The sequence below is a fragment of the Acuticoccus sp. MNP-M23 genome, from assembly GCF_031195445.1.
In the GTDB taxonomy this organism is placed as follows: Bacteria; Pseudomonadota; Alphaproteobacteria; order Rhizobiales; family Amorphaceae; genus Acuticoccus.
This window is the reverse complement of the sequence record NZ_CP133480.1, coordinates 3,480,840-3,507,547: the sequence shown is the minus strand read 5'-3', so window position 1 is coordinate 3,507,547 and position 26,708 is coordinate 3,480,840. Positions and strand designations below refer to the sequence as shown.

Sequence of the window (26,708 nt, the reverse complement as noted above, 5' to 3'; positions counted from 1 at the left end):
TGGGCCTCAACAGGCAGCGCACGTCATGACGGGGCAAGCCCCTCGGCGGCGAGGAATGCCGCAATATCTTCCGGCGGCACCCCGTCCGACACGAAGGCCTCTCCGATCCCGCGGGTGAGGACGAAGCGGATGATGCCATCGGCCACCTTCTTGTCCTGGTTCATCGCGTGCTGCACCGCCTCGGCGCCAAGCGGCACGGGAACGTCGGCAAAATTGGTCGGCAGGCCGACAGCCTTGAGGTGCGCGGCAACGCGGGCGGCATCCTCCGCCGGACAAAGGCCGAGGCGGACCGAAAGACGGAATGCGAGGGCAAGGCCGAGACCGACGGCCTCGCCATGCACGATCCGCCCGTCATACCCCGCGCAGCGCTCCACGGCGTGGGCAAAGGTGTGGCCAAGGTTGAGGAGCGCGCGTTCGCCCGCCTCCTCCTCGTCGGCCACCACAATCTTTGCCTTTGCGGCCACCGCGGTGGCAATGGCGCTTGCAAGGTCGTCGCGGATAACACGCGCACCCAGCGCCTCCAGCCGGGCGAAGAAAGCCGGGTCGTTGATGAGGCCGATCTTGACGATCTCGGCATAGCCGGCGCGGCGGTGACGCTCCGGCAGCGTCTTCAGGGCATCGGTGTCGGCCAGCACCAGCTTGGGCTGATGGAACGCACCGACCAGATTCTTGCCATGGGCGGTGTTGATCCCGGTCTTCCCGCCGACGGCCGAATCCACCTGTGCCAGCAGCGTGGTGGGGATCTGGACGAACGGCATCCCCCGCCGTGCGATTGCCGCGGCAAACCCGGTGAGGTCGCCGACCACGCCGCCACCAAGCGCAATCACCACGTCGCGGCGTTCGAGCTTGGCGTCGAGGATGGCATCGACGGTGGCGGTCAGCGGCTGCCAGGCCTTGGAGGCTTCGCCCTCCGCCACAACGTGCGTGGTGGCGCTGATCCCGCCTCGCTCCAGCGCGTGCATCAAGGGCTCGAGATGGAAGGCGGCGACCGCGGTGTCGGTCACCACCAGCGCGCTTCGCTGCCCGCACACGCGCGCAATCTCTTCGCCAGCGCCGGATATGAGGCCAGGGCCGATCGCCACGTCATAGGCGCGGCCGGGCAGCGGAACGTGGACGCGGTGCGGCGTTTCGCTGGTCTTCAGCATGGTGCGTTACCGTTGGGGGCGCCATTTTGCTGGCGTGCGCGCAGGGCGCGGACAATCCTGTTCACCACCCGCTCATGCGGGCCGAACGAGGATGCGACTCGAATGTTCGCCTCGGCGAACAAGGGGTCTCGCACGGCTCGCAACTCCTTCAGCTTTTCATTGGGGTCGACGCCCCGGAACAATGGCCTGTGGTTCCGCTTGGCAATGCGCGACACCAGCACTTCGTTCGATGCGTCCAGCCACACCGAGATGCCGAGCTCCGCCACGGCTGCACGGGTTTCGGCCGACATGAACGCACCGCCGCCGGTGGCGACCACCTGCGGCCCGTCGCGCAGGAGGCGCGTGATAACGCGGGTCTCGCCTTCGCGGAAGGCTGCTTCGCCGTGCGTTGTGAAGATATCCGGAATGGACATGCCGGCCGCATCCTCGATGGCGTTGTCCGCATCGACGAACGGCAGGCCAAGCCTGTACGCAAGGCGGCGGCCGACGCTCGACTTGCCGACGCCCGGAAGCCCGACCAGCACGATGTTCTGCCGAACCCACCTGTCGGTGCCCCGCCGGCGGCGGGTGCCGGCACTGTGTGCGAGCCCCTGTGTGTCCATATCTCCAATTCCGCGGCGCGCGGGCGCCTTGACCCGCTCAGCGGACACAATCGCGCGCCGGAGTGCAAGGCCTTGCATCCGTTCCGTCGACTTTTGCCGGAAATCTCCACCATCCTGCAAGACCCGGCAGGCCACTGTGCACCCTCTGGAGGAGGTCGCGCCCGTGGATATCGAAAGTTTTCTGGAGATGATGGCCGTGGAGCGGGATGCTTCACCCCACACGCTGTCGGCCTACCGGCGCGACCTCACCAAGTTTTCCGCCCACTGCGACGCCCGCGACATCGCGCTTGAAGCCGCTGGCGAGGCGGAAATCTCCAGCTTTCTGGCGTCCCTTTCGGCGGATGGCGAGGCGCGCACCACCCAGAACCGCCGCCTGTCTGCGGTACGGCGGCTGATGCGCTTCCACTACAGCGAGGGTGCGCGAAACGACAATCCCGGCGCGCTGGTGGCCGGCCCCAGGAAATCCAAGCCGCTGCCGAAAATCCTTTCGGTGGATGAGGTGTCCCGGCTTCTGGAAACGGCCGCCGGCGCTGCGGAGCGCCGGGAGCCCGGCGCACTCCGCCGCCATGCGCTGATCGAACTCCTTTACGCCGCCGGCCTGCGTGTGACCGAGCTGGTCGGCCTGCCGGACAGTGCAATCAAGGCGGGTGCGCCGGCCATGATCGTGCGCGGCAAGGGCGGGCGTGAGCGCATGGCCCCCCTCACCGACGCTGCCCACCGCGCGGTCGCCGCATGGCGCACGGCAAGGCCGGGCCCGGCGGGCAAGCACCTGTTTCCGGCGCAATCGGCCAGCGGGCATCTCACGCGTCAGGCGTTCGGGCGGGAGCTGAAAACGCTTGCCGCGGCTGCCGGCCTCCCCGCGCACAAACTTTCACCGCACGTTCTGCGGCACGCATTCGCCACGCATTTGCTGGCTCGCGGCGCCGATCTGCGCGTCGTCCAGACACTTCTTGGCCACCGCAACATTGCCACGACCGAGATCTATACCCACGTTCTGCCTGACGAGTTGCGCACCGTTCTGACCGATTGCCATCCGCTGGGCGACCACCCCCACGCTTGACAGCGCCGCTTGGGGCGGTAGCAAGGTCCGCCGCACGCGCCACGCCGCACCGCCCGAGCCACCCTGTCAGCCAGTTGGAAAATGCGCACCTTCCTTGAATTCGAGAAACCTGTCGCCGACGTGTTCGGCAAGATCGAGGATCTGCGCACGCTGGGCAACGATTCGGCCGTGGACGGTTCCGATGAGATCGCCAAGCTGAAGGACAAGGCCGAGAAGGCACTGGCGGAAATCTATTCCAAGCTGACGCCCTGGCAGAAGACCGCCGTGGCGCGCCACCCGGACAGGCCGCACGGCTCACACTACATCCACCAGCTGATCGAGGACTACTCGCCGCTGGCCGGTGACCGCTCCTTTGCCGAGGATGCTGCCGTTCTGGCCGGTCTCGGCCGCTTCAGGGGGCGCTCGGTCGCCGTTCTGGCCAACGAGCGCGGCGCGGACACCGAGGGCCGCATCAAGCACAATTTCGGCATGGCCCGGCCGGAGGGCTACCGCAAGGCCAAGCGGATCATGCAGCTGGCCGAACGCTTCCGCCTTCCCGTCATCACGCTGATCGACACCGCCGGCGCCTACCCCGGCATCGGCGCCGAAGAGCGCGGACAGGCCGAGGCCATCGCCCGTTCCACCGAACAGGCGCTGATGCTGACCGTGCCGTCGGTGGCCGTCATCATCGGCGAAGGTGGCTCGGGCGGCGCGCTGGCGCTGGCGACGGCCAACCGCGTCCTGATGCTCGAGCACGCAGTCTACTCGGTGATTACCCCGGAGGGCGCGGCGTCGATCCTGTGGCGCGACTCCACCCGCGCGCAGGAAGCCGCCGCCAACATGAAGATCACCGCCAGCGACCTTCTGAAGCTCGGTGTGATCGAGGAAATCGTGCCGGAGCCGCTCGGCGGCGCTCACCGCGACATGGACAGCGCCATCCAGTCCGCCGGTGCGGCCATCGAACGCGCCCTCGCGGAGCTTGACGGAACCGACCCGGCCGCGCTCAAAAGTGCCCGTGCTGCGCGGTTCCTTGCCATCGGACGGACGCTCGAGGCTTAGGCCTCGCGCAGATCACGTTCAATTGTTCACTGGGGGTAAGCCCCCGGCAAGCAGTATTGACGATTTGTAAAGACGGTCGGCACAGGCTAAACGCCAATGGATGGCGTGAATGTTCGTGCCGCCATGGACCGCGGGAGTTCGGATGACCTTGAACGCTGTGCGTCTCGATGATTGCAGGCGCCGACTGCGCCGCAGCTTGCGCGTTCTTGCGGGCGCGTCCCTGCTGTCTCTGACCATTGCCGGCTGCCAGGTGAGTGAGCTTGCCCACGGCGATGCTGCGCACCTTGCCCCGCTGCCAGCCAGCCTCAAGGGCAAGATCGGCCGCTTGAACATGGACGAGCGCTCGCCGATCCTCCTGCGGATCTACAAGGAGGAAGATCAGCTCGAAGTCTGGAAGCGGGACCGCTCCGGCAACTACAAGATGCTGAAAGAGTACGATATCTGCGCCTGGTCAGGCAAACTGGGGCCGAAGTTCAAGGAAGGCGACCGGCAGGCGCCGGAGGGCTTCTATACGGTCACGCCCGGGCGCATGAACCCCAACTCCAGCTACCATCTGTCGTTCAATATCGGCTTCCCCAACGCGTACGACCGGGCCAACGGCCGCACCGGTTCCAACCTCATGGTCCATGGGGACTGCTCTTCCCGCGGTTGCTACGCGATGGAGGATCAGCAGATTCAGGAAATCTACGCCCTCGCCCGCGAAGCGTTCCGCGGCGGCCAGCAGGGCTTTCAGATCCAGGCGCTCCCCTTCCGGATGACGCCGGAAAACATGGCCCGCCACGCCGACAGCGAACATCTCGAATTCTGGGAGATGCTGAAGGTCGGCACCGACCATTTCGAGGTGAGCGGCAAGGCACCGAAGATCGACGTTTGCGGCCGGCGCTACGTGTTCAACGCGACGCCCAGCGGCGGCTCCTTCTCCTCCACCAGCGCCTGCCCCACCTACGAGGTTTCGCCCCAGCTGAAACAGCTGGTTGCCGCCAAGCAGGCGTCCGATCTTGAGAAGCGCAACGTGCTCGTGGCCAAGGCCAAGATCAAGGAAGAGCGCCAGAAGAATTTTGAGGCGCGCGACGAGGCGATTGCCGCGCTCTTCAAGCGGGAACGTAACGACACGACGGCCGAAGACGTGTCCGACGCCGCGGTGGCAAGCGCCGATCCCTCGGTCCTGGTTGGCGGCGGCACGCCCTTCCCCAAGCCTTCGCCGATTCGCCGCGCATCCACCTCCGCCGCTTCGCAGGACAAGGGTATCGGCTTCCGGATTCCGAGCCTATTCGGCAATGGCGACAAGGACGATGCGCCCGCAGCGGTCGCCGCCACAACACCGCCGGCTGCCTCGGCCAACGCCCCGGTCGCTTCCACCGCTGGTGTGATTTCCACGCCGCCGCCGGGCGTCCCCGCATCGCCGGAAACGCCGGAAGTGGCGGTCGCGCCTCAGCCGGCCGCGCCGCCGCAACCGCTCGGCTACGCGTCCGAAGAGGAGAAGGAAGGCTTCTTCTCCAGCATCACCAAAGGCAGCCGCAGTCTGTTCGACCGCGCCGGTTCGCTTTTCGACTGATCGGGATCGGCAGTGGCCCGCGCCAGGATTGCGCGGCAAGAGATGCGGCAGGTCCCGAGGGCTCGCCGCATCATCCGTTGTAGCGAGGCTTTCTAAACCCGCAGGACAGAAAGCAAAGCAGCGGCGGCATTGAGGCCGCTGAGATAGGCGTCTTCCACGTTGGGGCCGGCAGTCCAGTCCCCCGCGACAGCGATGCCCGAGACATCGGCCCCTGCGGCAGCTGGCGCTGGCGTGAGCACTCTGGAATAGCGCCAGCGGTGCGCGGCGGCATGCACCGGCACCGGCAGGTCAAACCGCCCGCACACCGTGGCGGTCATCGCATCGGCAATGTCTTCGCGCGGGCGCTCGAGATTGTCGGTGGACCAGACGCCGTCCGCATGAACCATCAGCGTTGCCCCTCTGCGGCCCGGCTTGCCCCCATCAAAAGCGACCCAATCGAAACCGTCGGCGGCCAACGCATCGTGCGCGATGCCCTCAAGCTGCGCGGCCGTGTCGGGCGCAAAGGCCAGCATCAGCGCCCAGCATGGCGCGTAGCGGGCCGCGTCGGCAGCTTGCGCCCGGGAGGGCACATGGGGTGCGGCGAGCGGGCCGAATTGCGGCGCAGGAAGCGTGGAAAGAACACCATCGAACGGGGCGTCCACAGGCCCGTCGGCATCTGCCAGGTGCCAGCCGTCCGGCTGCCTGTCGAGCTGCGAAATGGTGGCGCCATACCGCGCTTCGGCGCCGCCGAGTGCATGGCGGACGAGCGCGTTCATGCGGGGTGTGCCGACCATCGCCCCTCCGGGCGCATCGCGCCATGGTGCCACGGCGCCGGCACGTTCGGCGTCGGCCACAAGGGCGGCAAACCGCGGATCGCACGGCGCGAACCACTGGGCGCCATGGTCGAAGGTGGTTTCGGTGCCGTCCGGGAGCGTGACCCGACGGCTTGCCATCCGCCCGCCCGGCCCTCGCGCCTTGTCGAATACACGCACGGACGCACCGGCTCTTGTCAGCGCATCCGCCGCCGCAGCCCCGGCAATCCCGGCGCCCAGAACGGCAACGCGCGGCCCTCCCGCGCTGTCAGGCATGCCGGCTGGCGTTGGCGCCGTAATAGTTGATGTAGCGGTGGGAAATGCCGGAGACCGGCAGGACGATCATCACATCGGTGGTGCCGAACTGCTCGTCCACCACCGCGCCGTCGGCCACAAAGGCCCCGAGGCGCAGATAGCCCTTAATCAGCGGCGGCAGCGCCCGCAGCGCCTTGCGCGCATCGACATCGTCCACCTTCAACCGGTCCATGGGGACATAGCGATCGTCCAGCGCCCGCACCCGCCATTCGGGCGGCGCCAGATGGTTGTGGTGGAGATAGGACAGCGCCGGGGCCAGCGCCTCGAGGTCGGTCCCGCCCAGCGACGCGCACCCGAACATCACGTCGATCTTGTGGCGCAGGACGTAGGACCACGCACCGTGCCAGAGCAACTCAACCGTGCGCTTGTCCCGGTATGGCTTCAAGACGCAGGAGCGGCCCATCTCGAGGAACCGCTTGTCCTCGTGTCCCTCGAACAGGGGATCGATCTCGAATTCCTGCTTGGAGTAGAAGCCGCCGTGGTTCTGGGCAATTTCCTGCCGCAGGAGCCGATAGGTGCCGACGATGCGCGGACGCGGTCTGCGGAAGGGGCGCGGGTCGACATTGTGGTCGAGCACCAGGAGGTGGTCGCAGATATTGTCGAACGAGTCGCGGTCCCGCCGGGTGGCCATGGCGTACGGATCCGGCTGGGCGGCCAGCTCCTCGTAAAACACCTGATAGCGGATCTGCTGGGCGCGCTTGATCTCGCCGGCGGTGCGGGCAAGGCGGACTTCCAGCGTCCCCAGCTGCCCGAACGTCGGCGTCTTGCGGTCCAGCGGCTCGGTCCGCTTGCCGTGCAGACGCGGCTGCACGCCGAACCAGGGCCCGGTGGTGGTGGACTTGTTGCGGCCGCGGGGCACGAAACGGCGCACCACCGGCGACAGGGAGCGCAGCTTCGCCATGGTCCGCCGGCGGCGTCGGGGTCGGCCGTCGACGATCAACGCCCGGTCCTCGGCCCGTCCGCCGATCTGGGAAATCGCATGTTCGCTCCGCGCCTCTTCGCTCATTCTCGTCAGCCGGTTCTGATGCGGCCGACCACGGCGCGACGTTATTGCGAGCGCACCCGCTTCGCAATGTCGCCAGGCAAACTCTATGGCTCGCAGCAAGGGTTCGCTCATATCATAGCTTGTACGTTCACGATATATCTACTATAAGTTGCCAACCATGAACAAGTGCAGAGTTCGAAACCGTGCTGAGCCGCGTCACAACCATCGCCTTCCGCGGCATCGAAGCGGTTCCCGTTGCGGTCGAGGTTCAGGTCGCCGCCGGAGCCGTGGCGTTTACCATCGTCGGTCTGGGTGACAAGGCGGTGACGGAAAGCCGGGAGCGGGTGCGCGCGGCGCTGTCGGCCATCGGACTGGCCCTCCCCCCGCGGCGGATCACGGTCAACCTTGCCCCCGCTGATCTTCCCAAGGCTGGCAGCCACTACGATCTGCCGATCGCGCTCGGGCTGATGGCCGCACTCGGCGCCATCCCGGCAGAAGCCGTCGAGACGTGCATCGTACTTGGCGAGCTGGGGCTTGACGGGCGCGTGGTCGGCGTCTCCGGCGTGCTTCCCGCGGCCGTGGGCGCCAATATCATGGGGATGGGGCTCATCTGCCCGGCCGACAACGGACCGCAGGCGGCCTGGGCATCGGCGGACATGGAAATTCTGGCGCCGCGCAGCCTTGCGGCCCTTGCCAACCATTTTGCCGGCAAGCAGATCCTCTCCCGCCCGGACCCGAAGATCAGCCTGCCCCCCGGCCGCCTGCGCGACCTCAGTGACGTGAAGGGCCAGGAAAGCGCAAAGCGCGTCCTCGAAATTGCCGCAGCCGGCGGGCACAATCTTCTGCTCACCGGGCCACCGGGGTCCGGCAAGTCCATGCTGGCCGAACGCCTCCCGTCCATCCTGCCCCAGCTCGATCCCGAAACCCTTCTGGAAAGTGCCATGATCCGCTCGGTGGCAGGCCAGCTTTCGGACGGGCGGCTCAGCACGTTCGCGCCGTACCGCGCGCCGCACCATTCGGCCTCGATGGCGGCCCTTGTGGGGGGTGGTCCCCGAGCACGCCCGGGCGAAATTTCCCTGTGCCATGGCGGCATCCTGTTTCTGGACGAGCTCCCCGAATTTGCGCCGCAGGTGCTGGACGCCTTGCGCGAACCGCTGGAAACCCGCAGCGCAACCATCGCGCGGGCACAGCACCGGGTCACCTACCCCTCGCGCTTCCAGCTGGTCGCGGCAATGAACCCCTGCCGCTGCGGCCTTGCCGGCGAGCCGGGCCACTCATGCAAGCGCGGAAAATCGTGTGAGGCAGATTATCAGGCCCGCCTGTCCGGCCCGCTCCTGGACCGGATCGACCTTTCATTTCGCGTCGGCGCCGTCTCCCCGGCGGACCTTCACGCCCCCTCCGGAGAAGCATCGGAGATGGTGGCGTCCCGCGTGGCAGAGGCGCGCGAAAGGCAGCACGATCGCTTCAGAGATTATGCAGGCGTCAAGACCAACGCCGACTGCGGGCCGGAGCTGATCGAAACCACGCTGGGCACCGAACCCGAGGCAATCGGTCTGCTCGACCAGGTTGCCTGCGAGCGGCGCTTCTCCGCCCGCGCCTATCACAAGGTCCTCAAGGTCGCCCGCACCATTGCAGACCTTGCCGCCAATGAGTCCATTCAGCGCCAGCATGTTGCCGAAGCGCTGGCCTACCACCGGACATCGTAACCATGCTGCAGGAAACTGCATTGCCCAAACGCCGGAATTCAACCTTTAAAGAAGACATGTCGTACCGGATCATCACCGAACAGACCGAAGGTTCAGCCGCACTCGCGCGGCAATTGGCCGATTCGACCCGTACACTGGTGCTGACCGGCGCCGGCATCTCGACCGAATCGGGTATTCCGGATTTCCGCAGCCCCGGCGGCCTCTGGTCCCGCATGGAGCCGATTTCCTACGATGCATTCGTCGCCGACGAAGACGCACGGCTGGAAGACTGGAACCGCCGTTTCCAGATGCATGAGATTTTCATGCGCGCTGACCCGAACCCCGCCCACAAGGTCATCGCGCAGATGGCGCGAAAGGGTCCGGTCGCGCACGTCGTCACCCAGAACATCGACGGGTTGCACGGCCGTGCCGGCACCCCCGCCGAAAAACTGACTGAGATCCATGGCACATGCGCCCACGCGCACTGCCTGTCCTGCGGTGAACGGACCAACATCGCCTATGCGCGGCAGTATATCGCGAGCAACGAAATTTCGCCGCGCTGTCCGGTCTGCGGCGGCCTCGTCAAGGCCGCAGTGGTTTCGTTCGGCGAAACCGTGCCGATGGAAAAGCTCGCCCGCGCCCAGCAGGAAGCGGTGTCCTGCGACCTCCTGGTTGCGGTGGGATCGTCGCTTGTCGTTTACCCTGTCGCCGCGCTTCCGGCGATGGCGAAGGCCGCCGGCGCAACAATCGTGATCGTGACCGGAACGGCGACGGAGCAAGACGAAATTGCCGATATCGTCATAAGAAGTCCGATTGCCGGGACATTTTCTCCTTTGGAAGAGATCGGATTTGATTAAAAGTCTGTGTCTCTTTCGCAACATCTGGTCACCCGGTGCGAAAGAGCATCGCGAAAAGGGTGAATGAATGGTAACCTTATCAAGTGCAATCACGATTCGATTGGTGATGTTGGTCTTGGTTCCGATGTGGCGGGTAGCGTGGTGAACGACAACAAGATGATGCAATATTTCGAAGACTATTCAGTCACCGATCGCGATGATGCTCCTGGTCTTGAGGGCCTCGAAGGGCTCAGCGAGATGTCGGGTGCCATCAAGTGGTTCGACGTTGGCAAGGGCTACGGCTTTATCATCCCCGACGATGGGGGCCCGGACGTTCTTCTTCACGTCACCTGCCTTCGCCGGGACGGCTACCAGAGCGCCTACGAGGGCGCCCGCGTGGTCTGTGAAGTCACCGACGGTCCGAAGGGCAAGCAGGCGTTTCGCATCCTGTCGATGGACGAATCGAGCGCCGCGCATCCCTCGCAGCTTCCCCCCTCCCGTGCGCACACGCAGATCATTCCGGAGGGCCCCGCCGAGATTGCCCGCGTCAAGTGGTTCAACCGCAGCAAGGGTTACGGCTTCCTGACACGGGGTGACGGCACGCCCGACATTTTCGTGCACATGGAAACGCTGCGCCGCTTCGGTGTTGCCGAACTGCGCCCCAACCAGCTGGTACGCGTGCGCTTCGGCAACGGCCCCAAGGGCCTGATGGCTGCAGAAATTCTGCCGGAGAGCGGCGTGAACGTGCCGCAGTCGCACTGAGTTGATGCACTCTTCCCGCTGGCGCAAAGCCAGCCATGGCGAACCTGCGTGGCGCCGGAATACTGAAGCATCCTTGCGGGTGTGGCACCGTTCCGGCACGCCCGTCCTTGCGCTGATTGCTGGAGCGTTGACATTGTCGCCGCATCGCCAAGACACCACGCGCTCGGAGAGTCAGTTTCGGCGCAGGTTTTCGGCGCTGGTGGCCGCTTCCATCGTAGCCGCTTTCCTTGCTCCGGACGCGGCCAGGGCAGATGCGCTAGCGCATGGCCGCAATCAGACAGCGGCCAGCGAGCCAGGTTTCCCGGGATGGACCCCAGCCCCATGGAAACACAGGCAAGATGGCACCGACGCGTTGAACCCGGTCTTTGTTTCCGAAGGTGCCGGACTGCCCGTGTCCAGCCGCAATCAGTCTCCCCAGATTGCCGCAGCCGGCCTGCCGATCACGGCACGGCCCGCCGGTGCGCTGCCGGCCAAAACACTGGCTGCATCCACAATTGATAGCCCTGCCGGTGCCCCGGTGGCCACGCCCGCCCGCGCCAACGAGGCGCGTCTCGTTGCGGCAAGCGGTGTGCACGACTTCACGATCGAGATTGCGGACGACCCGCTGGAGCGGGCGCAAGGGCTGATGTACCGCCAGGAGATGGCGCGCGACCACGGAATGCTGTTCGACTTCGGTAAGGAAGCGCCGCGCTCCTTCTGGATGAAGAACACGCCGCTGCCACTAGACATCATCTTCATCAAAGGCGACGGCACCGTGGTGTCCATCGCGGCAAACACGACGCCATTCTCGACCGATCCGGTCCCTTCGGAGGGGCCTGCGCGATTCGTCTTCGAGGTTAATGGCGGGGTCGCGGCGGCCATCGGGCTTGCTCCGGGAGACCGTCTCCTGCACCAGCGTGTTGAAGATTGACCGGACATGGCATCCGGTGGCTCGCAGCAGTTGCCCGCGCCGCAAGGGCGGTGTAGGGCAAGGGACGTGGTGAGCGGGGCATAGCTCAGCCTGGTAGAGCACCGGTTTTGGGAACCGGGGGTCGTAAGTTCGAATCTTGCTGCCCCGACCATCTCGTAATTTCCAATTTCCAAGCCACGTCCGGAGCGGACGTGTGCTGCCCCTCGGAGCGTCTGGAGTTTTTCATGCGAGCCCGGATCTTCAAGCCCGCCCGTACAGCCATGCAGTCAGGCACCCGCAAGAGCCGCCTCTGGCGGCTTGAATTCGTGGCCGACAGCCCCCTCGGCGTGGACCCTTTGATGGGATGGACCTCCAGCCCCGACACCATCCGCCAGGTCCACCTCGAATTTCCCACAAAGGAAGATGCCGTCGCCTACGCCGAGCGTCGCGGCATTGCCTTCCGCATCGAGGAAGCCAACACGGCCGTCGACAAGAAGCTGTCCTACTCCGACAATTTCCGGACCGACCGCGTCGCACCCTGGACCCACTGAGGGTGTAGCCTCGCCTTTGACGCGGGGCTCGAATAGCTCTCATAAGCCGCGGCAATCCCAACGCTGACGCGAGGGTCGTTTGCGCCGATGGCCGCATCATGCGCCGGAAATTGCTCTGCTTTTCCGGCCCCGGCAAAGATGCGAACCCTGACCCCAGACATCCAGACTTAGTTGGATTGCGGTCCCCGGCGGCTGATTGGGGCGAGCTCGCGGGAACCAGATCGCCAGGTCCCTGCCACCAATCCACCGTTGCGCCGCGGACAGCTGCGCATTGGCCCCGGCAAAACCCCTGCCCGTCGGCTGCTGCGGGTGGCGCAACGGCGAGGCCGCCGCGGCGAACCGCCCTCCCCGCCTTTACATCAGCAGCGCGGGAAGGCCGAGCGAGAGCGCGGGGATCATGACCAGAAGCGCGACGCGGATGAAGTCTGCCATCAGGTAGGGAACGACACCCCGCGCAACGGTCTCGAACTTGAGGTCGTCCGTACTTGCCGTGATGACGAAAAGGTTCATGCCCAGGGGTGGTGTGATCAGCCCGATCTCCACCACCGAAACCACCAGAACACCGAACCAGATGGGGTCGTAGCCCAGCGCCGTCACCAGCGGGAACACGATGGGGAGCGTGATCAGCATCATCGACAGGCTGTCGAGAAAGCAGCCCAGAATCACGTAGATGAGGAGGATCATCACGATCACGCCAATGGGCGGCAAGCCGATGGTCCCGATCCAGTCGACAATCACCACCGGCAACGTGGATGTTTCGATGAAGAACTGGAGGACGGACGTGCCGATGAGGATCATGAACAGCATCCCCGTGGTCCCGGCCGTCTCGATCAGCGCATCGCGGATCACTTGCCAGGTGAGGACGCGGCGGTAGGCGGCGAGCAGAATAGCCCCGAATGCGCCGACCCCCGCGGCTTCCGTCGGCGAGAACACGCCCACATAGATGCCGCCCATGACAAGGCCGAACAGGCAGACCACCGGCCACATGTCGCGCACTGCCGACACCATCTGCGCCCCGGATGCGCGCGGCACCAGTGGCGCACGCGATGGCTCGAGGCGCACCACCAGCCAGGTCGCCCCCACATAAAGAACGGCCGCCAGAATGCCCGGAATGAGGCCTGCCAGAAACATGCGGCCAATGGATTGCTCGGTGAGAAGCGCGTAGATCACCATGATGATCGACGGCGGAATGAGGATGCCGAGCGTCCCGCCCGCGGCAAGGGCGCCGGACGTCAGGCGCCGGTCGTAGCCGATTGCGGTCATCTCGGGGATGGCGACGCGGGCCATGGTGGCCGCGGTTGCAAGGCTGGAGCCGCAGACGGACCCGAAGATGGCGCAGGCGCCGATCGTTGCCGACGCAAGCCCGCCCCGCCAGTGCCCGATCAAAGCATGGAGGGATCGGTAGAGCGCGGAGGACAGCCCTGCCCGCGACGCGAACGCCCCCATCATCACGAAGAGCGGAATGACCGACAGCGCGTAGGACGATGTTGTGACGAAGGGCTGGGAGCCCAGAACGAAGCCGAGGCTGAACCAGCCATTGAGAATCACGCCGCCCACAATGCCGACCGTGCCCATGGCAATGGCCACCGGCACCCGCACCGCAATCAGAACGAGGAGAGCGACGAGGCCGAGGACGCCGATGATGGGCGGGGTCATCGGGCGTCCGCCTCGACGCTCTGTGCGGTGTCGGTGATGCCGCGCAGGATCCGCACGATCAGCCAGAGGTTGGCCAGCGCCGCAATGCCGAGACCGATGAGAAGCGGCAGCCAATAATAGACCATCGGAATACCGATGGACTGGCTGCGGTCGCCGTAGCCCCATTCCATCAGCATCTGCTGGCTGGCAAACCATGTGGCCCCGGCGAGGAAGACCAGCCCCAGAAGTGCCGCGAACAGCGCGCAGGCGCGCTGGACGCCGGCGGGCAGCCGAACGGTGAAGACGTCGATCGACACATGCTCATCGTGCGCGAAGCCGTAGGGGATCGCCATCAGCGCGCCGATCATCGTGCACAGCGTCACGATGTCGGTAAGGCCGTGCACCGTCAGCGTACTGACCGAGCGCAGCACGATGTCGATCACCGTCAGCACCACAGCCACAAGAAAAGCGCTCGTGCCCAGAAGGGCGAGCGCCGTCGTGAGTTTTCGCATTGCTCTCCCCCTCGACCCGGCTGGCGGGCGCCGTCAGGGCGCCCGCCGGTCAGGCCTACTGCTGGCAGTTTTCGACTGCTTGCTGGATTTCAGCATACAGGCTGCGCGCATCATCCGCGTCCATGTCGGAATTTTCGGCGAGGTAGGTGTCGATCACCGGGGTGAGGCGCTCGCGCCACGCGTCGCGCTCCTCATCGGAGAGGGTGATGACCGTGTTGCCGTTGGCCTTGGCCGCGTCGATCGCCTCCTGATCGGTCTCCTGCCACCAGCGGCCCCAGTTGGCGAAGGTTTCGGCGCTCACGTCGTCAATGATGGCCTTGAGATCGTCAGGCATCGATTCGTAGCGGCGTTCGTTCATGAGGATGTACATGCTCACCGGGTTGATGGCCGCATCGACGTGGGTGTTCAGCACCTCCCACAGCTTGAACGCGCCGACCGGCCCCCACGGCATGATGTTGCCGTCCACAACACCGCGCTCCACGCTCTCGTAGATTTCCGTGGGCGGCATGCCGACAGGCGTGGCGCCGATGGTTTCCAGCATTGCCGTGATGGCAGGCGACGGAGTGCGCACCCGCATCCCCTTCAGATCATCCAGCGACGTGACCTCGCCGCGAAGGTGGGCCGCGCTCGGCTCCGTGGTGGTCAGCGACAGGATGTGGGTGCCCGGAAAGTCCGGCTGAAGCGTGTCCTTCATCGCCATCAGCGCGCAGGTGCCGACTTCCGCGTCCGGCACGACAAAAGGCAGCTCCACAAGCACCGTGCGCGGATGGCGCCCACGCGGGATTGGCGGAATGCCGACAGAGAAGTCCACCACGCCGGCGCGCACCTGGTCGAACTGGCGCGTTGCGTCACCCAGCGACGAACCTGCGGGGAAGAAGGTGATGTTGATGCGCCCGCCGGATTTCTCTTCGATCTCGGCGGCCCAGGGGTCCAGCGCCAGCGTCTGGATAAAGTGGGTGGACGGAAACATGGACGAGAATTTGAGCTCGTAATCCGCCGCCAGTGCGCCGTTGGCCGTTGTTGCCAGCGCGAGTGCGCCTAGAACAGTTGCTGTCCGCTTCATCGTCGTTTTCTCCCTGTTTGTTATTTTTTGGCCGTTTCGATCCGGCCCTTGTTCAGCTTGCGCCGGACCAGTCGATCAGCTTGGACTTGTAGTCGGTCCGCGGCAGCGTCCCCTCTGGCACCAGCGTGACCTTTGTGGTCACGAGGAGCGTATCGCGGATGCGCGTGCGGATGGCATCGGCCAGCGCGTCCGTGGGGGTCACGCCTTCGGACACCTCCACCGTCACCGGCAGCGGGGGCGCCTGCCTGGGGCCCTTCACCGTGGGACGGATGGAAATCACACCGGTGACGTCCGGCACGAAGGCATTGACGAGTTCGCGCAGCGCTGTGGGAAAGAGGTTCACGCCGCGCACGATGAGCATGTCGTCGGTGCGGCCGATGCAGCGAACCCGCGGTCCCGTCCGCCCGTCCGGGCATGGACCCATGGAGATCCGCACATGATCGCGGCTGCGAAAGCGCAGCAGCGGAGCGGCCTGCTGGCGAAGGTGGGTGTAGACAAGCTCGCCCTCCGCGCCATCCTCGATGGGAACGGGCGCGCCGGTTTCGGGGTCGATCAGCTCGAAATGAACCTCGCCCGCGCCAGAGAAGTGCATGCCCTTTTGCGCCTGACATTCGCCCCACAGCGAAACCGAAATATCGCCGATGCCCATGGCTTCGGTGACCTTTGCGCCCCACGCCTCCTCCAGCGCGGCGCGCATGGCAGGCTCGCCGCCGCCGGGCTCGCCGGCCACCATCAGCCGCACCACGGAGGACGACGGCAGGTCGATGCCGCGGGCAGTTGCCCATTCGGCAAGGTGGAGCGCGTAGGACGGCGTGAGTGCAACGGTGCTCGGCTTCAGAAGCTGCACGGCCGTCATCAGCCGCTCGGTGTTCCCGGACCCGACAGGAATGTGGCAAAGGCCGAGATGGGCGAACGCATCCAGCGCAGCGCCGGCAACAAACGGGCCGGCGTTGTAGGTGGAGACGATCCGCTCACCGCGTGTGATGCCCGTTGCGCCGTAGGATCGGGACGAAATGGTGATCCAACTGTCCAGATCCTGCCGGGTCAGCGGAATGTAGCTCGGCGTTCCCGTCGTTCCCGAGGTGGAGAAGATGCGAACGATCTTGTCCATCGGTGCAGCAAGGTGGGCGCCGATGGGCCGCTCTTCGGTCCGCGAGGCGCGCAACTCGTCTTTTTCGGTGAACGGAAGCGCGGCAATGGCATCGATGCCGCCGATGGCGTCCGCATCGCCACCGAGCTTTTCGGCATAAAACGGCGAGTTATGGAGGAGATAGCGGATCTGCGCACGGTAGAGCGCATCATCGCCCTCTGCGCGAAACACGCCGCCGGTCACGGTGCCGTCGATGCTCATTGGCCTGCCTCGTAGCTGATTGCAGCTTCGGCATGGCCTGCCATCAAAAAGCCGATCGGACGCTGCTGCTCCTCACCCAGATGGGCGATGAGACTTGCCGTGCGCGCCAGTATGGGAATGCCCTTCAGCATGGCTGGCGGAAAGCCGAGGTCGAGGAGAACGGCGGCGATCGCCATGGACACGTTCATCGGCAGCGCCCGGCCCCACACCTCCGGCACCAGCGTTTCGGCAGCACGGGCCAGCGCCACATAGGGGCCGGCAGCGCCGCGCGCCTCGGCCAGCGCCATGATGCGCTGTGCGCGTGGATCGGACGGTTTGTGCAGCGGGTGGCCGAAGCCGGGGGCTGGTCCCTTGACGGCGCGGATCGCCTCGAGTTCGGTGCGCAGCGCATCTTCGGGGCTGACGCCGGTCTCGTCGGCACGGGCCAGCGCACGGCGCAGGCAGTTGCCGGCCGTCTGCGCGGTTCCGAGGACAACCGTGCCGCACCCCAGAATGCCCGCGGCAACGGCGGACTGGATCGAGTCCGGGTCGGCAGCCAGCGTCATCCGCGCCGCCTGGTTGGTGGGCACAAGGCCATGCTCGGCAATGGCGATCAGCAACAGGTCGAGAAATTCGCGCTGGAGCGGCGTCGGCTCATCGCCCGTGACCAGCAAGAAGAAATAGTCGGTGAAGGTGAGCCGGCCCATCACGTCGCCGCACAGGTCCCGGCCGCGCACGGTGATACTGGCGGCATCCGCAGTGCTGATGGAAGTGGTGGCTGGCCCTGCCCGTCCGATCATCATGGCTGACGTTTCCTTATTTTCAGACAGCATTGTCGGACAATATTGTAGTTGTCAACGGGGCGCCGCGACCGTAGGGTCGAGCCATGCTTGAGACCAAAGCCCGTACGCGCGCCGCCGGTGACGTCACGCGCCCCGCCGAAGCCCACGGCGGGCGCGGCGATCTCGTGGCACAGGCCATCCGCGAGGGCATCTACCGCTGCCGCTATGTCCCTGGGCAGCGGCTGGTGGAGGCGGACCTGACGGCGGAGTTCGGCATCAGCCGCAGCCTCTTGCGGGAGGCGTTCCGCCGGCTCGCCGCCGAAGGCACCATCGAGATCGTGCCGAACCGGGGCGCGCTGGTGCGCCGGCTCACGCTCAAGGATGCCGAAGAGCTGTTCGAAATCCGGCTGGAGCTGGAGACACTTGCCGCCCGCAAGGCTGCGCAGAATGCCGCCGATCCCTTGGTGCGTGCAGCTTTCCTGGCGGCGGTCTCCTTCCTGTCGGATGAGACACCCCGGCTCGCCACCGCCGCCTACATTGCCGAGAACCAGTTGTTCCACGGCGCAATGTTCGAGACTGCCGGCAACGCGCAGCTGGTGAAGGTGAACACCAACCTTCAGCTGTCGCTGATCATGGCGCAGATTTCGACCGCGTTGACAGCCGAGGTGGTTGCAACCTCGCTTGCCGAGCATCGCGTGATTGCGCAGGCCATCGAGGCTGCCGACGCCGAGGGCGCCGCAACGGCGACCCGCGCCCATCTGGGCAGAGCCCGCGACATGGTTCTGTCGATGCCGGCCGCCGCCTTCACCAGAGGCCTGCACGGCGACGAGATCTTCACCCGCGCAAGCTGAAGTGCCCTGCCCGGAACAGGTTGAGCGATGTCCGGCAAGCCCCGGTCAGCGCCGCCTTGCCGCCTCCTTCGAGACCATGCTACCGGACATGCCAAGGCCGTTGTCTGTCGGCCAGACGATTGATTAGCAACGCTAGCAACACGGCCCCGTAGCTCAGCTGGATAGAGCAACGGACTTCTAATCCGTAGGTCCCAGGTTCGAGTCCTGGTGGGGTCGCCAGTTGTTCCCGTCGCGGGTGAGCTTCGCCCACCGTATCGGCGGCGCGGTCGCCCCGGATGCGCGGGGCGATGGTCCCGCGCGCCATCCCGCTGCGAACCGAAAAAGGCTTGAACATGCCTTCGCCGGCTGTTCTGCCACCGGGTGACCGAGCGGCTGAGACAGCCGGATTTTCCGCTTTGCCCGCGCCGTACCCACGCAGGAGATCCGCTTGAACCAGCAACACGACTATCATGGCATCTGTTCGATCTGCGGTCAGAAGGGTCTGTTCGTGCGGGGCGACGAGCGATCGATCCGTGAGGCCTACGCCTGTCCATCGTGCCGGTTTACCCTGCGCTGGCGCGATCAGGCCGCGGTCATTGTCGATGAATTCGGACGCGGGCAGGCCCTGTCGGTCGCCGACCTGATGTCGCGGCGCATGCTGGACGACGTCGTCATCTAAGAGCCGGCCCTGCGCAGCCCCTTCGTCAGCCGTTTCCGGACACTCCCGAATTATTACCGGTCCTACCACTGGCCGCACAGACCGCTCGGCGTCGAAGGGCCGGACAGCGTTCGCAACGAGAACCTCCCCGCGCTCACATTTGGCGACGATACGTTCGACCTCGTCATCACGTCCGACGTGCTGGAGCAGCTTTTCGATATCGAGGCAGCGTTCGCGGAAATTCTGAGGGTGCTGAAGCCGGGCGGCCGGCACATCTTCACTATTCCGAACGCCTATCCCTTGCCGGACAAGACCGAAAAACGGGTGGCGATGGAAGATGGCCGCGAGATCCTCCTCCAGCCTGCCCGCTATCACAATTCAGGCGATGGCACGCGCTGCCTTGTCTATACCGACTATGGGGCCGACCTGGTGGACATGATCCGCGATCTTGGCGGCGAAACGTCCATACTCCGGCGCAGCGCCGCCATTGACCCGTGCTACATGAATGCCACGTTCGTGACGCGGAAGCCGGCCACCGGCACGCGGCCCCCCTCGGTTTCCCGCACGTCGGAGCCCGCTGCGCCGAAGCCGCCTGCCGAGGTTCTGGAATGCCCGATCTGCAAGGGCAACAAGTTCGAAGCCTTCAACGGACGCGCCAATGCGCGGTGCAGCACCTGCCGTTCGGTCGAGCGCAACCGCATGATGTTCATGGTGCTCGAAAACCTGGGCGCCTTCGAGCCGGACAAGCGGATCCTGCATTTCGCACCCGAAGCCGGGATCGGCCGTCGCTTTTTGAAAGCGTCGGGCGAGAAATATCATGCCCGTGATCTCGATGTGTCCCGCTACAAAAGCCGCATTCTGGACGTGCGCGAATTCGATCTGTGTCGTGATCTGGGCGGTGTTGCAGACGAGAGCTATGACGTCATCTTGCACAGCCACGTTCTGGAACACCTCCCCTGCGACGTGAATTACGTCTTGCAGGAATTGCACCGGATCCTCGCGCCGGGCGGCCTTCACATATTCTCCGTGCCAATCCGCGGCAAGGACACCATCGAAGACCTGTCCCCGAACCTTTCCGAAGCCGACCGGCTGGAACGGTTCGGCCAGGAAGACCACTTCCGCATCTTTGGCGCCGACAGCCTCACCGCAATGCTGGCCGAGGTATGGGGCGAGGGCGACCATCTGATCGAACCGCTCAAGCTGTTCGGAGAGGACGCGCTGCGCCGGGCCGTCATCCCCACCGCGGCATGGGCCGGCATTTCCAGCCACAGCCTGTTTTACTGCCGCAAGGCTTTGGCCCCCGCCGCTGCAGCACGCGAGGAAAGCGTTTCGGCCTGAAGCGTGGCCCCGGGTCAGGCGACCTTGGCGGCCGCCGGGATTTCGCCGAGGGCAGTCAGCGTCTCGTCGACATTCATCACGTCGCCGAACAGCATGTAGAAGGCTGACAGGGCAGCGTTGTGCTCGGCGTCGGTGTAGGTCGCCAGCGCATCGGCCACCATCACGGTGCGGAAGTTCATCATCATCGCATCGCGCGCGGAGCTTTCGCAGCACACATTGGTGGCGGTGCCGGCAATCAGCACCGTGTCGATCCCGCGCGCGTGAAGGTGTTCGATCACCGGCGAAGAACCCTGAATGAACGCGCTGAACCGCTTCTTGACCAGCTGTGCATCCTCGGGCCGGGCATCCAGCAGAGGCCAGAGCTGGTGGCCTTCATGGGCCATGTCCATGGTGCGGTAGCGCTCGTCACGGCGCTCGGGCGTCATCAGGTCGTTGTTGAAGACGGACCAGCTTTCCATGGTGTCGTTGGTGGCGTTCTTCACCCAGACCACGTGGCCGCCACGCTCACGCAGGCCGGCAGCAAGACGGTTGACCGCAGGCACGATCTCGCGCGCCAGCGGCACTTCCCCCTGGTAGCCGGGCTTCATGAAATAATTCTGCATGTCGATGACGACGAGGGCGGTGCGCGACGGTTCGAGGTCGTCGAACGGATGGACCTTCCCCGTCCGCGCCACCACCCGCGCGATGATGTCCGGGCTGATTTCGAGCTTGTGCATGGGTTCACGCTCCGTGCGTTGCAGCTTTGAAACGTGCAGCAAGTCACACGCCAACCGGGTGGCACGCTGCTTGCTCTTTCATTTTTCAAACGCCCCCATCCGGAGAAAGAGCCATGCAATACCGTCTGCCCGTGCTGATGTTCGCTGCCGCCGCGGCCGCTCTCTCGGTGCCCGCCGCCGCGAAGGACCTGAAGCAGGTGAAGATGGCCGAGGTTGTCCGGTCGCAATTCTACGTGCCGATGTATGTGGCGCTGACCAACGGCTACGTGGAGGACGAGGGGCTGGACGTGGAGCTGGTCACGGCCAATGGTGGCGACCGGGTCGGCGCGCTGCTGATTTCCGGGCAGGTGGACTTCGCGCTGTCCGGCCCCGAGGTCCCGATCTACATCCGCAACGGCGAATCGCCCGACAAGCCCACCATCTTCTCGGCGCTGACGGCGACGGACGGGTTCTTCTTCGCCTCGCGCGAGCCCATCGAGGATTTCGACTGGTCCATGGTCGACGGCGAGAAGGTGTTTGGCTGGCGCCCTGGCAGCACGCCCGAGCTTTATCTTGAATATGTGTTGAAGGAGCATGGCCTCAGCGAGGATACGGTGGCCGGCATCACCACCAACGTCGGCATGGCAGCGCGTGACGGGGCGTGGATGTCGGACCAGTGGCCGTTCGGGATCTTCACCGAACCGTCGCTGTCCAAGCTGGAGGCGGCGGGCGAGCTCCATGTGCTCGCTTCCATCGGCGCCGAAATCGGCCGGGCGGACTATACCGTGTTCTTCGCCATGGATGACTGGCTGGCCGAGAACAAGGACGTGGCGCAGGGCTGGACCAACGCCATCGCCCGCGCACAGGCGTGGATGGAGACCGCCTCCAAGGAAGAGATTGCAGCGGCTGTCGCTCCGTTCTTTCCCGGACTTTCGGAAGAGAACAATTTTTCCGTGGTGTCCCGCTTCCTCGAAAACGCCGAGCCGATCTGGTCCAAGTCCACGGTGGTGAGCCCCGAGGGCCTAGCCAAGGCGCAGGAGATCATGGTCGAGGGCGGTGTGCTCCCCAAGGACGATGTGCTGGCCTATGACGCCATCGTCGACGCATCCTTCGCCGAAGCGGCCGAGGCAGAGTTCAAGTGAGCCTCGCCACAGAAGCGCACGGCGATCCGGCGGCCGCGCTGAACAACCCGGCCGTGCGGCTTTCCGGGGTCACGCTCGACTATTTCACCCCCGAGCGCGAAACGCTGGCGCTGTCGGACATCAGCCTGGAGGTTGCCGCCGGGGAGTTCGTTGCCATCGTAGGCCCGTCCGGTTGCGGCAAGAGCACGCTGCTGTCGCTTGTCTCCGGGCTGATGGTCCCGGCTGAAGGGGTGGTCGAAGTGGAGGGCAAGCCGGTGAAGGGGCCCTCCCCGCGCGTCGGCTACATGCTGCAGAACGATACGCTGTTCGAGTGGCGCACCGTGCTTGAAAACGCGCTCCTCGGCACGGAGATCCTGGGCCAGGGCGGCGCGGCGGCAAAGACCCGCGCCAAGGACCTCCTTCGCCGCTACGGCCTCGGCGAGTTTCTGGACAGCCCGCCCGCACAGCTCTCCGGCGGAATGCGCCAGCGCGTGGCGCTTGCCCGCACATTGTGCCCCGACCCCGACATCCTCTTGCTGGACGAGCCGTTTTCCGCGCTCGACTTTCAGACCCGGCTTTCCCTGTCCGACGAGATTGCCGAACTCCTGAAAGCGGAGGGCAAGACCGTCATCCTCGTCACCCACGATATTGGCGAGGCGATCTCCATGGCGGACCGGATCATCGTGATGAGCCGCCGGCCGGGCCGCATCAAGACCGAGCACCGGATCGCATGGCCGAGCCATGACGGCGGCCGGCCCACCCCCTTCGAGGCGCGCAGTGCCCCGGAGTTCGACGCCTACTTCCAGAAGATCTGGGACGAACTCGACGTCCACCGTCAGCACTGAGGACAGGACATGGAACAAGCCGCCGAAATTTCGTCCGCCGCCGCCGCGCCTCAGAAGCGCGAACAGGCGCCGCACCGCACCGCCCGCTATGGCGCCTATCTCGCCGGCATCCAGAGGGAGAAGCGCAAGATCATCCTTTGCCAGATCGCGCTGATTGCGGGCTTTCTGGTGCTCTGGCAGATCGCCCCCAAGGCCGGCTGGGTGAACCCGATGCTGACGAGCTACCCCACCGCCGTCATCGCCACCCTCTCCACCATGGCGGCCGACGGCACCCTGTTCACGCACACGCTGGCAACGCTGAAGTCCACCGTGATCGGGTTTACCGGCGGGATGGTGCTGGGCATTCTGGCGGCCGTGGCGCTGTGGTGGTCGCCCTTCATCTACCGCACGCTCGACCCGTTTGTGGTGGTCCTCAACGCCTTGCCGAAGATCGCGCTGGTGCCGATTTTCTACATCTGGCTCGGCGACAAGAGTTCGATCTACGCGATGGCGATCGTCATCAGCGTGTTCGTGACCATCCTGATGCTCTACACCGGCTTCTGCTCCATCGACCCGAACAAGATCAAGCTGGTGCGGATCTGGGGCGCGTCGCGCTTTCAAGTGCTGACCAAGGTGATCCTGCCGGGCAGCGTGCCGACGATGATCTCGACGCTCAAGGTCAATATCGGCCTGGCGCTGGTGGGCGTTGTGGTTGGCGAATTTCAGGCAGCCAATGCCGGGCTCGGCTTCCTCATCAACTATGGCAGCCAGATCTTCCAGATGAACCTCGTGATGGCCTCCATTGTCAGCCTCGCGCTTTTATCCACCCTGCTGTTCATCGCAGTGCAACTGCTTGAGGGCTTCATCATGCGCCGCCGCAGCGCTGGCGCATGATTTTGGAGTTGCCGGAATGATCAGTCAGGAAATCATCGACCGGGTGATGGCCCGGCGCGGACGGCTGCATCTGTTCGATGCGTTCGATGCAAGGCGCACCGCGCTCATCGTCATCGACATGCAGCACACATTCTGTGCGCCGGGTGCACCGGCGGAGGTGCCGGCCGCACGCGACATCGTGCCGGCCATCAACCGGCTGGCGCGGGGGCTGCGGATGGCCGGCGGCAACGTGGTATGGGTCACGCACGCCAACAGCGGTGCCGGCGACGACAGCGACTGGCGCGTCTACTACAACAATTTCGTCAGCGACGAGGTGCGCGCCCGCACCGTTGAAAGCCTCAACCCCGGCGGCTCGGGTCAGGAGATCTGGGACGGGCTAGAGGTCGGCAATGCTGACCTGAAGCTGTTCAAGAACCGCTACAGCGCGCTGATTTCGGGCGCCTCGCAGCTGGAGCGGGTGCTGCGCAGCCGCGATATCGACACGCTCCTGATCACCGGCACCAAAACCAACGTGTGCTGCGAATCCACGGCGCGGGACGCGATGATGCTGGATTTCAACGTTGTGATGGTTTCGGACGGCACGGCGGCCCTGTCGGAGCGCGAACACGTGGCGACGCTGGAGAACATCATCCAGCAATTTGGCGATGTGCTGACCACTGACGAGATCCTCGAACGGCTCAACTGAGCCGCGGTCGGCGCTTCTCACTTCAAGGCATCTGTCCACGCCAGCGGGTCACCCGCTGGCGTCAACCGTCATCACAGCGGTAAACATGAATGTGAACGCACGGCGGCTGCCGCTTGTAAAAGCGCAGATGCGCGCAAATCTTCGGTTCACTGATTTTCAAGATCCGACAGAGTCTTTTTCCAAACCCGAATAGAGAATTCAGATGAATACGAACAAGAGCATTTCAGCCGCCAAATATCGCATTCCGCCCCTCAACGCCCACACACTCGGGTTGATGTTCATCTCCGGCTTTTTCGCGACAATTGCATTCGACTTCTGGGGGCAGATTGTCAGCCCCGGCATCGGCTTCGCAAACCTGTCGCCAGAAGGTCTTGCCAGCAGCCTTCTCGGTACGCTCGGTCTGCCCAACGGCAGCTTCGCCGGCTTTCTGGTCCACTTCTACCTCGTGGGGCTGATCGGCTATCCGGTGGGCTGGCTCTTCATCTTCGCCCCCATCTGGTCGCGGGTGATCGGACCGCCGGACCGTTTCCTGCCCTCCGCAATCTATGGCTTCGGTCTGTGGGTGTTTGCGATCGGCGGCGTCACATGGTTTGCGGGGCTGCCCCTGTTCCTGAATTTCACCGGCATCACCTGGGTCGCGCTGGTGGGCCACGTTCTTTACGGGATCGTGCTGGTCCTGGTCCTGCGCATGATCAGCCGCCCCTCTGCCCCGACTGCGGATTGATCACGGCGTAAAAAAGCGTACTGTGCGCACGTGCCGATGGCGTCGGCGCGTGCGCGTCCCAGAAGCCCTGTCCTGTACGCCCGGACGTCTCGAACGCGATCGTTCGACGCGACCGGACCGGCCAATGCAGACAACAAAAGCCTCCCGCCCACAAATGTTTCGCGCCCCGCTGGGCGAAAAGGCCGCGCTTCCATTCTCCTCGGCCGAGTACGAGCGGCGTCTTGCGAACCTGCGCAAGATCATGCGGGCGGCGGACCTGCCGGTTGTGGTGCTCACGTCGATGCACAACATCGCCTACCACAGCGGCTTTCTCTACTGCGCGTTCGGGCGGCCCTACGCCTGCGTTGTCACCCACGATAACGCCACCACGGTATCGGCCAACATCGACGGGGCGCAGCCCGCCCGGCGCAGCCACGGCGACAACCTCGTCTACACCGACTGGCAGCGTGGCAATTTCTGGCGTGCCGTCGCGTCGCTCACCGGCAGCGAGAACCGGATCGGCATCGAGCGCGACCATCTCACCCTCGCGCAGCGCGATGGATTGCAGGACATTCTGGGCGTTCGCGAGCTGGTCGACATTGCGCCCGCCGCGATGGCTGCGCGGATGATCAAGTCCGCCGAGGAGGTCGCCCTCATCGAGGCGGGTGCGGCCATTGCCGACATCGGCGGCATCGCAATTCTTGATGCGATTTTCCTGACGCAGCGCGAGATCGACATTGCGATGGCCGGCCGCGATGCGATGGAGCGCGCCATTGCCGAGCGTTTCCCGGACAGCGAACTGCGCGACACCTGGGTGTGGTTCCAGTCCGGCCCGAACACCGACGGGGCGCACAATCCGGTCACCACGCGCCGGCTGCAACACGGTGACATCCTCTCGCTCAACGCCTTTCCAATGGTCAGCGGTTATTATACCGCGCTGGAACGCACCTTGTGGATGGGGCAGCCGGATCCGGCCTCACTCGCCCTCTGGGAAGCCAATGTCGCCACCCACAGGCTGGGCCTGTCGCTGATCCGGCCGGGCGCGACCTGTTCCGGCATCACCGCCGAGCTCAACCGCTTTCTGGCCGAGCGCAATCTCCTGCAATACCGCTCCTTCGGCTACGGCCACTCCTTCGGCATCCTCTCGCATTATTATGGCCGCGAGGCGGGCCTCGAGCTTCGCGAGGATATCGACACGGTGCTGGAGCCTGGCATGGTGGTGTCGATGGAGCCGATGCTCTGGGTGCCGCACGGCACCCCCGGCGCAGGCGGATACCGCGAGCACGACATTTTGGTGGTGACGGCCGACGGCGCGCGCAACATCACCGGCTTTCCCTTCGGCCCCGAATATAACATCATTGGTTCCTCGTGTGCCGGGCGGGGACGCGAAAACCGCCAGGCAACCCGCGGCGAATCATAACAAT

General features: G+C 65.2%; 27 protein-coding genes and 2 tRNA genes. 19 read left to right on the top strand and 10 right to left on the bottom strand.

All coding sequences use genetic code 11. From position 1 onward, the window contains the following. Positions 1-23: 23 nt before the first annotated feature. Both aroB and RDV64_RS16175 read right to left on the bottom strand, forming a co-directional pair. Positions 24-1,145: a 3-dehydroquinate synthase gene (gene aroB / locus RDV64_RS16180; protein WP_309195959.1), complete on the bottom strand. Its 1,122-nt coding sequence runs from the start codon at positions 1,143-1,145 to the stop codon at positions 24-26. Then, a complete protein-coding gene (locus tag RDV64_RS16175) occupies positions 1,139-1,747 on the bottom strand; it encodes a shikimate kinase (RefSeq protein ID WP_309195956.1) in 609 nt (202 codons plus the stop codon). The genes aroB and RDV64_RS16175 overlap by 7 nt, the downstream gene beginning before the upstream one ends. 163 nt (positions 1,748-1,910) lie before the next feature. Between RDV64_RS16175 and RDV64_RS16170 the strand changes: the two genes are divergently transcribed. The 3 genes from RDV64_RS16170 to RDV64_RS16160 all read left to right on the top strand — a co-directional run bounded on the left by RDV64_RS16170 (position 1,911) and on the right by RDV64_RS16160 (position 5,400). Then, positions 1,911-2,807 (top strand): tyrosine recombinase, encoded by an 897-nt coding sequence (locus RDV64_RS16170; protein ID WP_375143757.1) that lies wholly within the window; start codon positions 1,911-1,913, stop codon positions 2,805-2,807. An 81-nt stretch (positions 2,808-2,888) separates the two neighbouring features. After that, positions 2,889-3,845, top strand: a complete 957-nt coding sequence (locus RDV64_RS16165) for an acetyl-CoA carboxylase carboxyltransferase subunit alpha (RefSeq protein ID WP_309195955.1) — start codon at positions 2,889-2,891, stop codon at positions 3,843-3,845. A gap of 142 nt (positions 3,846-3,987) precedes the next feature. Continuing rightward, a complete protein-coding gene (locus RDV64_RS16160; protein ID WP_309195954.1) occupies positions 3,988-5,400 on the top strand; it encodes a murein L,D-transpeptidase family protein in 1,413 nt (470 codons plus the stop codon). 92 nt (positions 5,401-5,492) lie between these two features. Here RDV64_RS16160 and RDV64_RS16155 read toward each other — a convergent pair whose 3' ends face one another. Both RDV64_RS16155 and RDV64_RS16150 read right to left on the bottom strand, forming a co-directional pair. Beyond that, positions 5,493-6,467 (bottom strand): FAD-dependent oxidoreductase, encoded by a 975-nt coding sequence (locus RDV64_RS16155; protein WP_309195953.1) that lies wholly within the window; start codon positions 6,465-6,467, stop codon positions 5,493-5,495. Next, positions 6,460-7,512: a GNAT family N-acyltransferase gene (locus RDV64_RS16150; RefSeq protein ID WP_309195952.1), complete on the bottom strand. Its 1,053-nt coding sequence runs from the start codon at positions 7,510-7,512 to the stop codon at positions 6,460-6,462. Before RDV64_RS16150 ends, RDV64_RS16155 begins: the two co-directional genes overlap by 8 nt. 182 nt (positions 7,513-7,694) lie before the next feature. On the opposite strand from RDV64_RS16150, the gene RDV64_RS16145 reads away from it, so the two are divergent. From RDV64_RS16145 to RDV64_RS16120, 6 genes are all read left to right on the top strand, one after another. After that, positions 7,695-9,197 carry a YifB family Mg chelatase-like AAA ATPase gene (locus RDV64_RS16145; RefSeq protein WP_309195950.1) on the top strand — a complete coding sequence of 501 codons (1,503 nt, stop codon included), beginning with the start codon at positions 7,695-7,697 and terminating at the stop codon, positions 9,195-9,197. A 2-nt stretch (positions 9,198-9,199) separates the two neighbouring features. Further along, entirely contained in the window at positions 9,200-10,033 is an 834-nt protein-coding gene (locus RDV64_RS16140; protein ID WP_309195949.1) for a Sir2 family NAD-dependent protein deacetylase, read from the top strand. A gap of 156 nt (positions 10,034-10,189) precedes the next feature. Next, a complete protein-coding gene (locus RDV64_RS16135; protein WP_375143836.1) occupies positions 10,190-10,774 on the top strand; it encodes a cold-shock protein in 585 nt (194 codons plus the stop codon). A 391-nt stretch (positions 10,775-11,165) separates the two neighbouring features. Next, complete coding sequence (locus RDV64_RS16130) at positions 11,166-11,684, top strand: DUF192 domain-containing protein (protein ID WP_309195948.1); 519 nt, start codon at positions 11,166-11,168, stop codon at positions 11,682-11,684. A 74-nt stretch (positions 11,685-11,758) separates the two neighbouring features. Continuing rightward, positions 11,759-11,835: transfer RNA gene (locus tag RDV64_RS16125), tRNA-Pro, on the top strand. Between the two features lie 73 nt (positions 11,836-11,908). Beyond that, on the top strand, positions 11,909-12,214 hold the full coding sequence (locus tag RDV64_RS16120) for an ETC complex I subunit (RefSeq protein ID WP_309195947.1): 306 nt from the start codon (positions 11,909-11,911) through the stop codon (positions 12,212-12,214). Between the two features lie 354 nt (positions 12,215-12,568). Here the strand turns inward: RDV64_RS16120 and RDV64_RS16115 are convergent, their stop codons facing one another. The 5 genes from RDV64_RS16115 to RDV64_RS16095 are packed head-to-tail and all read right to left on the bottom strand — an operon-like array spanning position 12,569 to position 17,557. Then, a complete protein-coding gene (locus RDV64_RS16115; RefSeq protein ID WP_309195946.1) occupies positions 12,569-13,870 on the bottom strand; it encodes a TRAP transporter large permease in 1,302 nt (433 codons plus the stop codon). Next, positions 13,867-14,361: a TRAP transporter small permease gene (locus tag RDV64_RS16110; RefSeq protein WP_309195945.1), complete on the bottom strand. Its 495-nt coding sequence runs from the start codon at positions 14,359-14,361 to the stop codon at positions 13,867-13,869. The genes RDV64_RS16115 and RDV64_RS16110 overlap by 4 nt, the downstream gene beginning before the upstream one ends. A 55-nt stretch (positions 14,362-14,416) precedes the next feature. Beyond that, positions 14,417-15,424, bottom strand: a complete 1,008-nt coding sequence (locus RDV64_RS16105) for a TRAP transporter substrate-binding protein (protein ID WP_309195944.1) — start codon at positions 15,422-15,424, stop codon at positions 14,417-14,419. Between the two features lie 52 nt (positions 15,425-15,476). Beyond that, positions 15,477-16,775 carry an AMP-binding protein gene (locus RDV64_RS16100; RefSeq protein ID WP_309195942.1) on the bottom strand — a complete coding sequence of 433 codons (1,299 nt, stop codon included), beginning with the start codon at positions 16,773-16,775 and terminating at the stop codon, positions 15,477-15,479. Further along, complete coding sequence (locus tag RDV64_RS16095; RefSeq protein ID WP_309195941.1) at positions 16,772-17,557, bottom strand: citryl-CoA lyase; 786 nt, start codon at positions 17,555-17,557, stop codon at positions 16,772-16,774. The genes RDV64_RS16100 and RDV64_RS16095 overlap by 4 nt, the downstream gene beginning before the upstream one ends. An 83-nt stretch (positions 17,558-17,640) precedes the next feature. Here RDV64_RS16095 and RDV64_RS16090 point away from each other — a divergent pair, with 83 nt between their 5' ends. The 4 genes from RDV64_RS16090 to RDV64_RS16075 all read left to right on the top strand — a co-directional run bounded on the left by RDV64_RS16090 (position 17,641) and on the right by RDV64_RS16075 (position 20,362). After that, positions 17,641-18,387, top strand: a complete 747-nt coding sequence (locus tag RDV64_RS16090; protein WP_309195940.1) for a GntR family transcriptional regulator — start codon at positions 17,641-17,643, stop codon at positions 18,385-18,387. Between the two features lie 142 nt (positions 18,388-18,529). Continuing rightward, positions 18,530-18,606: transfer RNA gene (locus tag RDV64_RS16085), tRNA-Arg, on the top strand. Between the two features lie 208 nt (positions 18,607-18,814). Next, positions 18,815-19,045, top strand: coding sequence for a hypothetical protein (locus RDV64_RS16080; RefSeq protein ID WP_309195939.1), 231 nt, complete (start codon positions 18,815-18,817; stop codon positions 19,043-19,045). 9 nt (positions 19,046-19,054) lie between these two features. Continuing rightward, positions 19,055-20,362 carry a class I SAM-dependent methyltransferase gene (locus RDV64_RS16075; protein ID WP_309199524.1) on the top strand — a complete coding sequence of 436 codons (1,308 nt, stop codon included), beginning with the start codon at positions 19,055-19,057 and terminating at the stop codon, positions 20,360-20,362. A gap of 14 nt (positions 20,363-20,376) precedes the next feature. On the opposite strand, the gene RDV64_RS16070 is transcribed toward RDV64_RS16075, so the two are convergent. Next, positions 20,377-21,078, bottom strand: coding sequence for an isochorismatase family cysteine hydrolase (locus tag RDV64_RS16070; RefSeq protein WP_309195938.1), 702 nt, complete (start codon positions 21,076-21,078; stop codon positions 20,377-20,379). 113 nt (positions 21,079-21,191) lie between these two features. Between RDV64_RS16070 and RDV64_RS16065 the strand changes: the two genes are divergently transcribed. From RDV64_RS16065 to RDV64_RS16040, 6 genes are all read left to right on the top strand, one after another. Then, positions 21,192-22,199, top strand: a complete 1,008-nt coding sequence (locus tag RDV64_RS16065; RefSeq protein ID WP_309195937.1) for an ABC transporter substrate-binding protein — start codon at positions 21,192-21,194, stop codon at positions 22,197-22,199. Beyond that, positions 22,196-23,023, top strand: a complete 828-nt coding sequence (locus RDV64_RS16060) for an ABC transporter ATP-binding protein (RefSeq protein WP_309195936.1) — start codon at positions 22,196-22,198, stop codon at positions 23,021-23,023. Before RDV64_RS16065 ends, RDV64_RS16060 begins: the two co-directional genes overlap by 4 nt. A 9-nt stretch (positions 23,024-23,032) precedes the next feature. Further along, on the top strand, positions 23,033-23,896 hold the full coding sequence (locus RDV64_RS16055) for an ABC transporter permease (protein WP_309195935.1): 864 nt from the start codon (positions 23,033-23,035) through the stop codon (positions 23,894-23,896). A gap of 16 nt (positions 23,897-23,912) precedes the next feature. Further along, positions 23,913-24,581, top strand: coding sequence for a cysteine hydrolase (locus tag RDV64_RS16050; protein ID WP_309195934.1), 669 nt, complete (start codon positions 23,913-23,915; stop codon positions 24,579-24,581). A 202-nt stretch (positions 24,582-24,783) separates the two neighbouring features. Further along, positions 24,784-25,305 carry a hypothetical protein gene (locus RDV64_RS16045; protein WP_309195933.1) on the top strand — a complete coding sequence of 174 codons (522 nt, stop codon included), beginning with the start codon at positions 24,784-24,786 and terminating at the stop codon, positions 25,303-25,305. A gap of 124 nt (positions 25,306-25,429) precedes the next feature. Then, positions 25,430-26,704 (top strand): aminopeptidase P family protein, encoded by a 1,275-nt coding sequence (locus RDV64_RS16040; RefSeq protein WP_309195932.1) that lies wholly within the window; start codon positions 25,430-25,432, stop codon positions 26,702-26,704. Positions 26,705-26,708: the final 4 nt, after the last annotated feature.

Coding starts and splice junctions, on each gene's coding strand:
- aroB (WP_309195959.1), bottom strand. CDS start 1,145: ATGCTGAAGACCAGCGAAACGCCGCACCGCGTCCACGTTCCGCTGCCC.
- RDV64_RS16175 (WP_309195956.1), bottom strand. CDS start 1,747: ATGGACACACAGGGGCTCGCACACAGTGCCGGCACCCGCCGCCGGCGG.
- RDV64_RS16165 (WP_309195955.1), top strand. CDS start 2,889: ATGCGCACCTTCCTTGAATTCGAGAAACCTGTCGCCGACGTGTTCGGC.
- RDV64_RS16160 (WP_309195954.1), top strand. CDS start 3,988: ATGACCTTGAACGCTGTGCGTCTCGATGATTGCAGGCGCCGACTGCGC.
- RDV64_RS16155 (WP_309195953.1), bottom strand. CDS start 6,467: ATGCCTGACAGCGCGGGAGGGCCGCGCGTTGCCGTTCTGGGCGCCGGG.
- RDV64_RS16150 (WP_309195952.1), bottom strand. CDS start 7,512: ATGAGCGAAGAGGCGCGGAGCGAACATGCGATTTCCCAGATCGGCGGA.
- RDV64_RS16140 (WP_309195949.1), top strand. CDS start 9,200: ATGCTGCAGGAAACTGCATTGCCCAAACGCCGGAATTCAACCTTTAAA.
- RDV64_RS16135 (WP_375143836.1), top strand. CDS start 10,190: ATGATGCAATATTTCGAAGACTATTCAGTCACCGATCGCGATGATGCT.
- RDV64_RS16120 (WP_309195947.1), top strand. CDS start 11,909: ATGCGAGCCCGGATCTTCAAGCCCGCCCGTACAGCCATGCAGTCAGGC.
- RDV64_RS16115 (WP_309195946.1), bottom strand. CDS start 13,870: ATGACCCCGCCCATCATCGGCGTCCTCGGCCTCGTCGCTCTCCTCGTT.
- RDV64_RS16110 (WP_309195945.1), bottom strand. CDS start 14,361: ATGCGAAAACTCACGACGGCGCTCGCCCTTCTGGGCACGAGCGCTTTT.
- RDV64_RS16105 (WP_309195944.1), bottom strand. CDS start 15,424: ATGAAGCGGACAGCAACTGTTCTAGGCGCACTCGCGCTGGCAACAACG.
- RDV64_RS16100 (WP_309195942.1), bottom strand. CDS start 16,775: ATGAGCATCGACGGCACCGTGACCGGCGGCGTGTTTCGCGCAGAGGGC.
- RDV64_RS16095 (WP_309195941.1), bottom strand. CDS start 17,557: ATGATGATCGGACGGGCAGGGCCAGCCACCACTTCCATCAGCACTGCG.
- RDV64_RS16090 (WP_309195940.1), top strand. CDS start 17,641: ATGCTTGAGACCAAAGCCCGTACGCGCGCCGCCGGTGACGTCACGCGC.
- RDV64_RS16070 (WP_309195938.1), bottom strand. CDS start 21,078: ATGCACAAGCTCGAAATCAGCCCGGACATCATCGCGCGGGTGGTGGCG.
- RDV64_RS16065 (WP_309195937.1), top strand. CDS start 21,192: ATGCAATACCGTCTGCCCGTGCTGATGTTCGCTGCCGCCGCGGCCGCT.
- RDV64_RS16055 (WP_309195935.1), top strand. CDS start 23,033: ATGGAACAAGCCGCCGAAATTTCGTCCGCCGCCGCCGCGCCTCAGAAG.
- RDV64_RS16050 (WP_309195934.1), top strand. CDS start 23,913: ATGATCAGTCAGGAAATCATCGACCGGGTGATGGCCCGGCGCGGACGG.
- RDV64_RS16045 (WP_309195933.1), top strand. CDS start 24,784: ATGAATACGAACAAGAGCATTTCAGCCGCCAAATATCGCATTCCGCCC.
- RDV64_RS16040 (WP_309195932.1), top strand. CDS start 25,430: ATGCAGACAACAAAAGCCTCCCGCCCACAAATGTTTCGCGCCCCGCTG.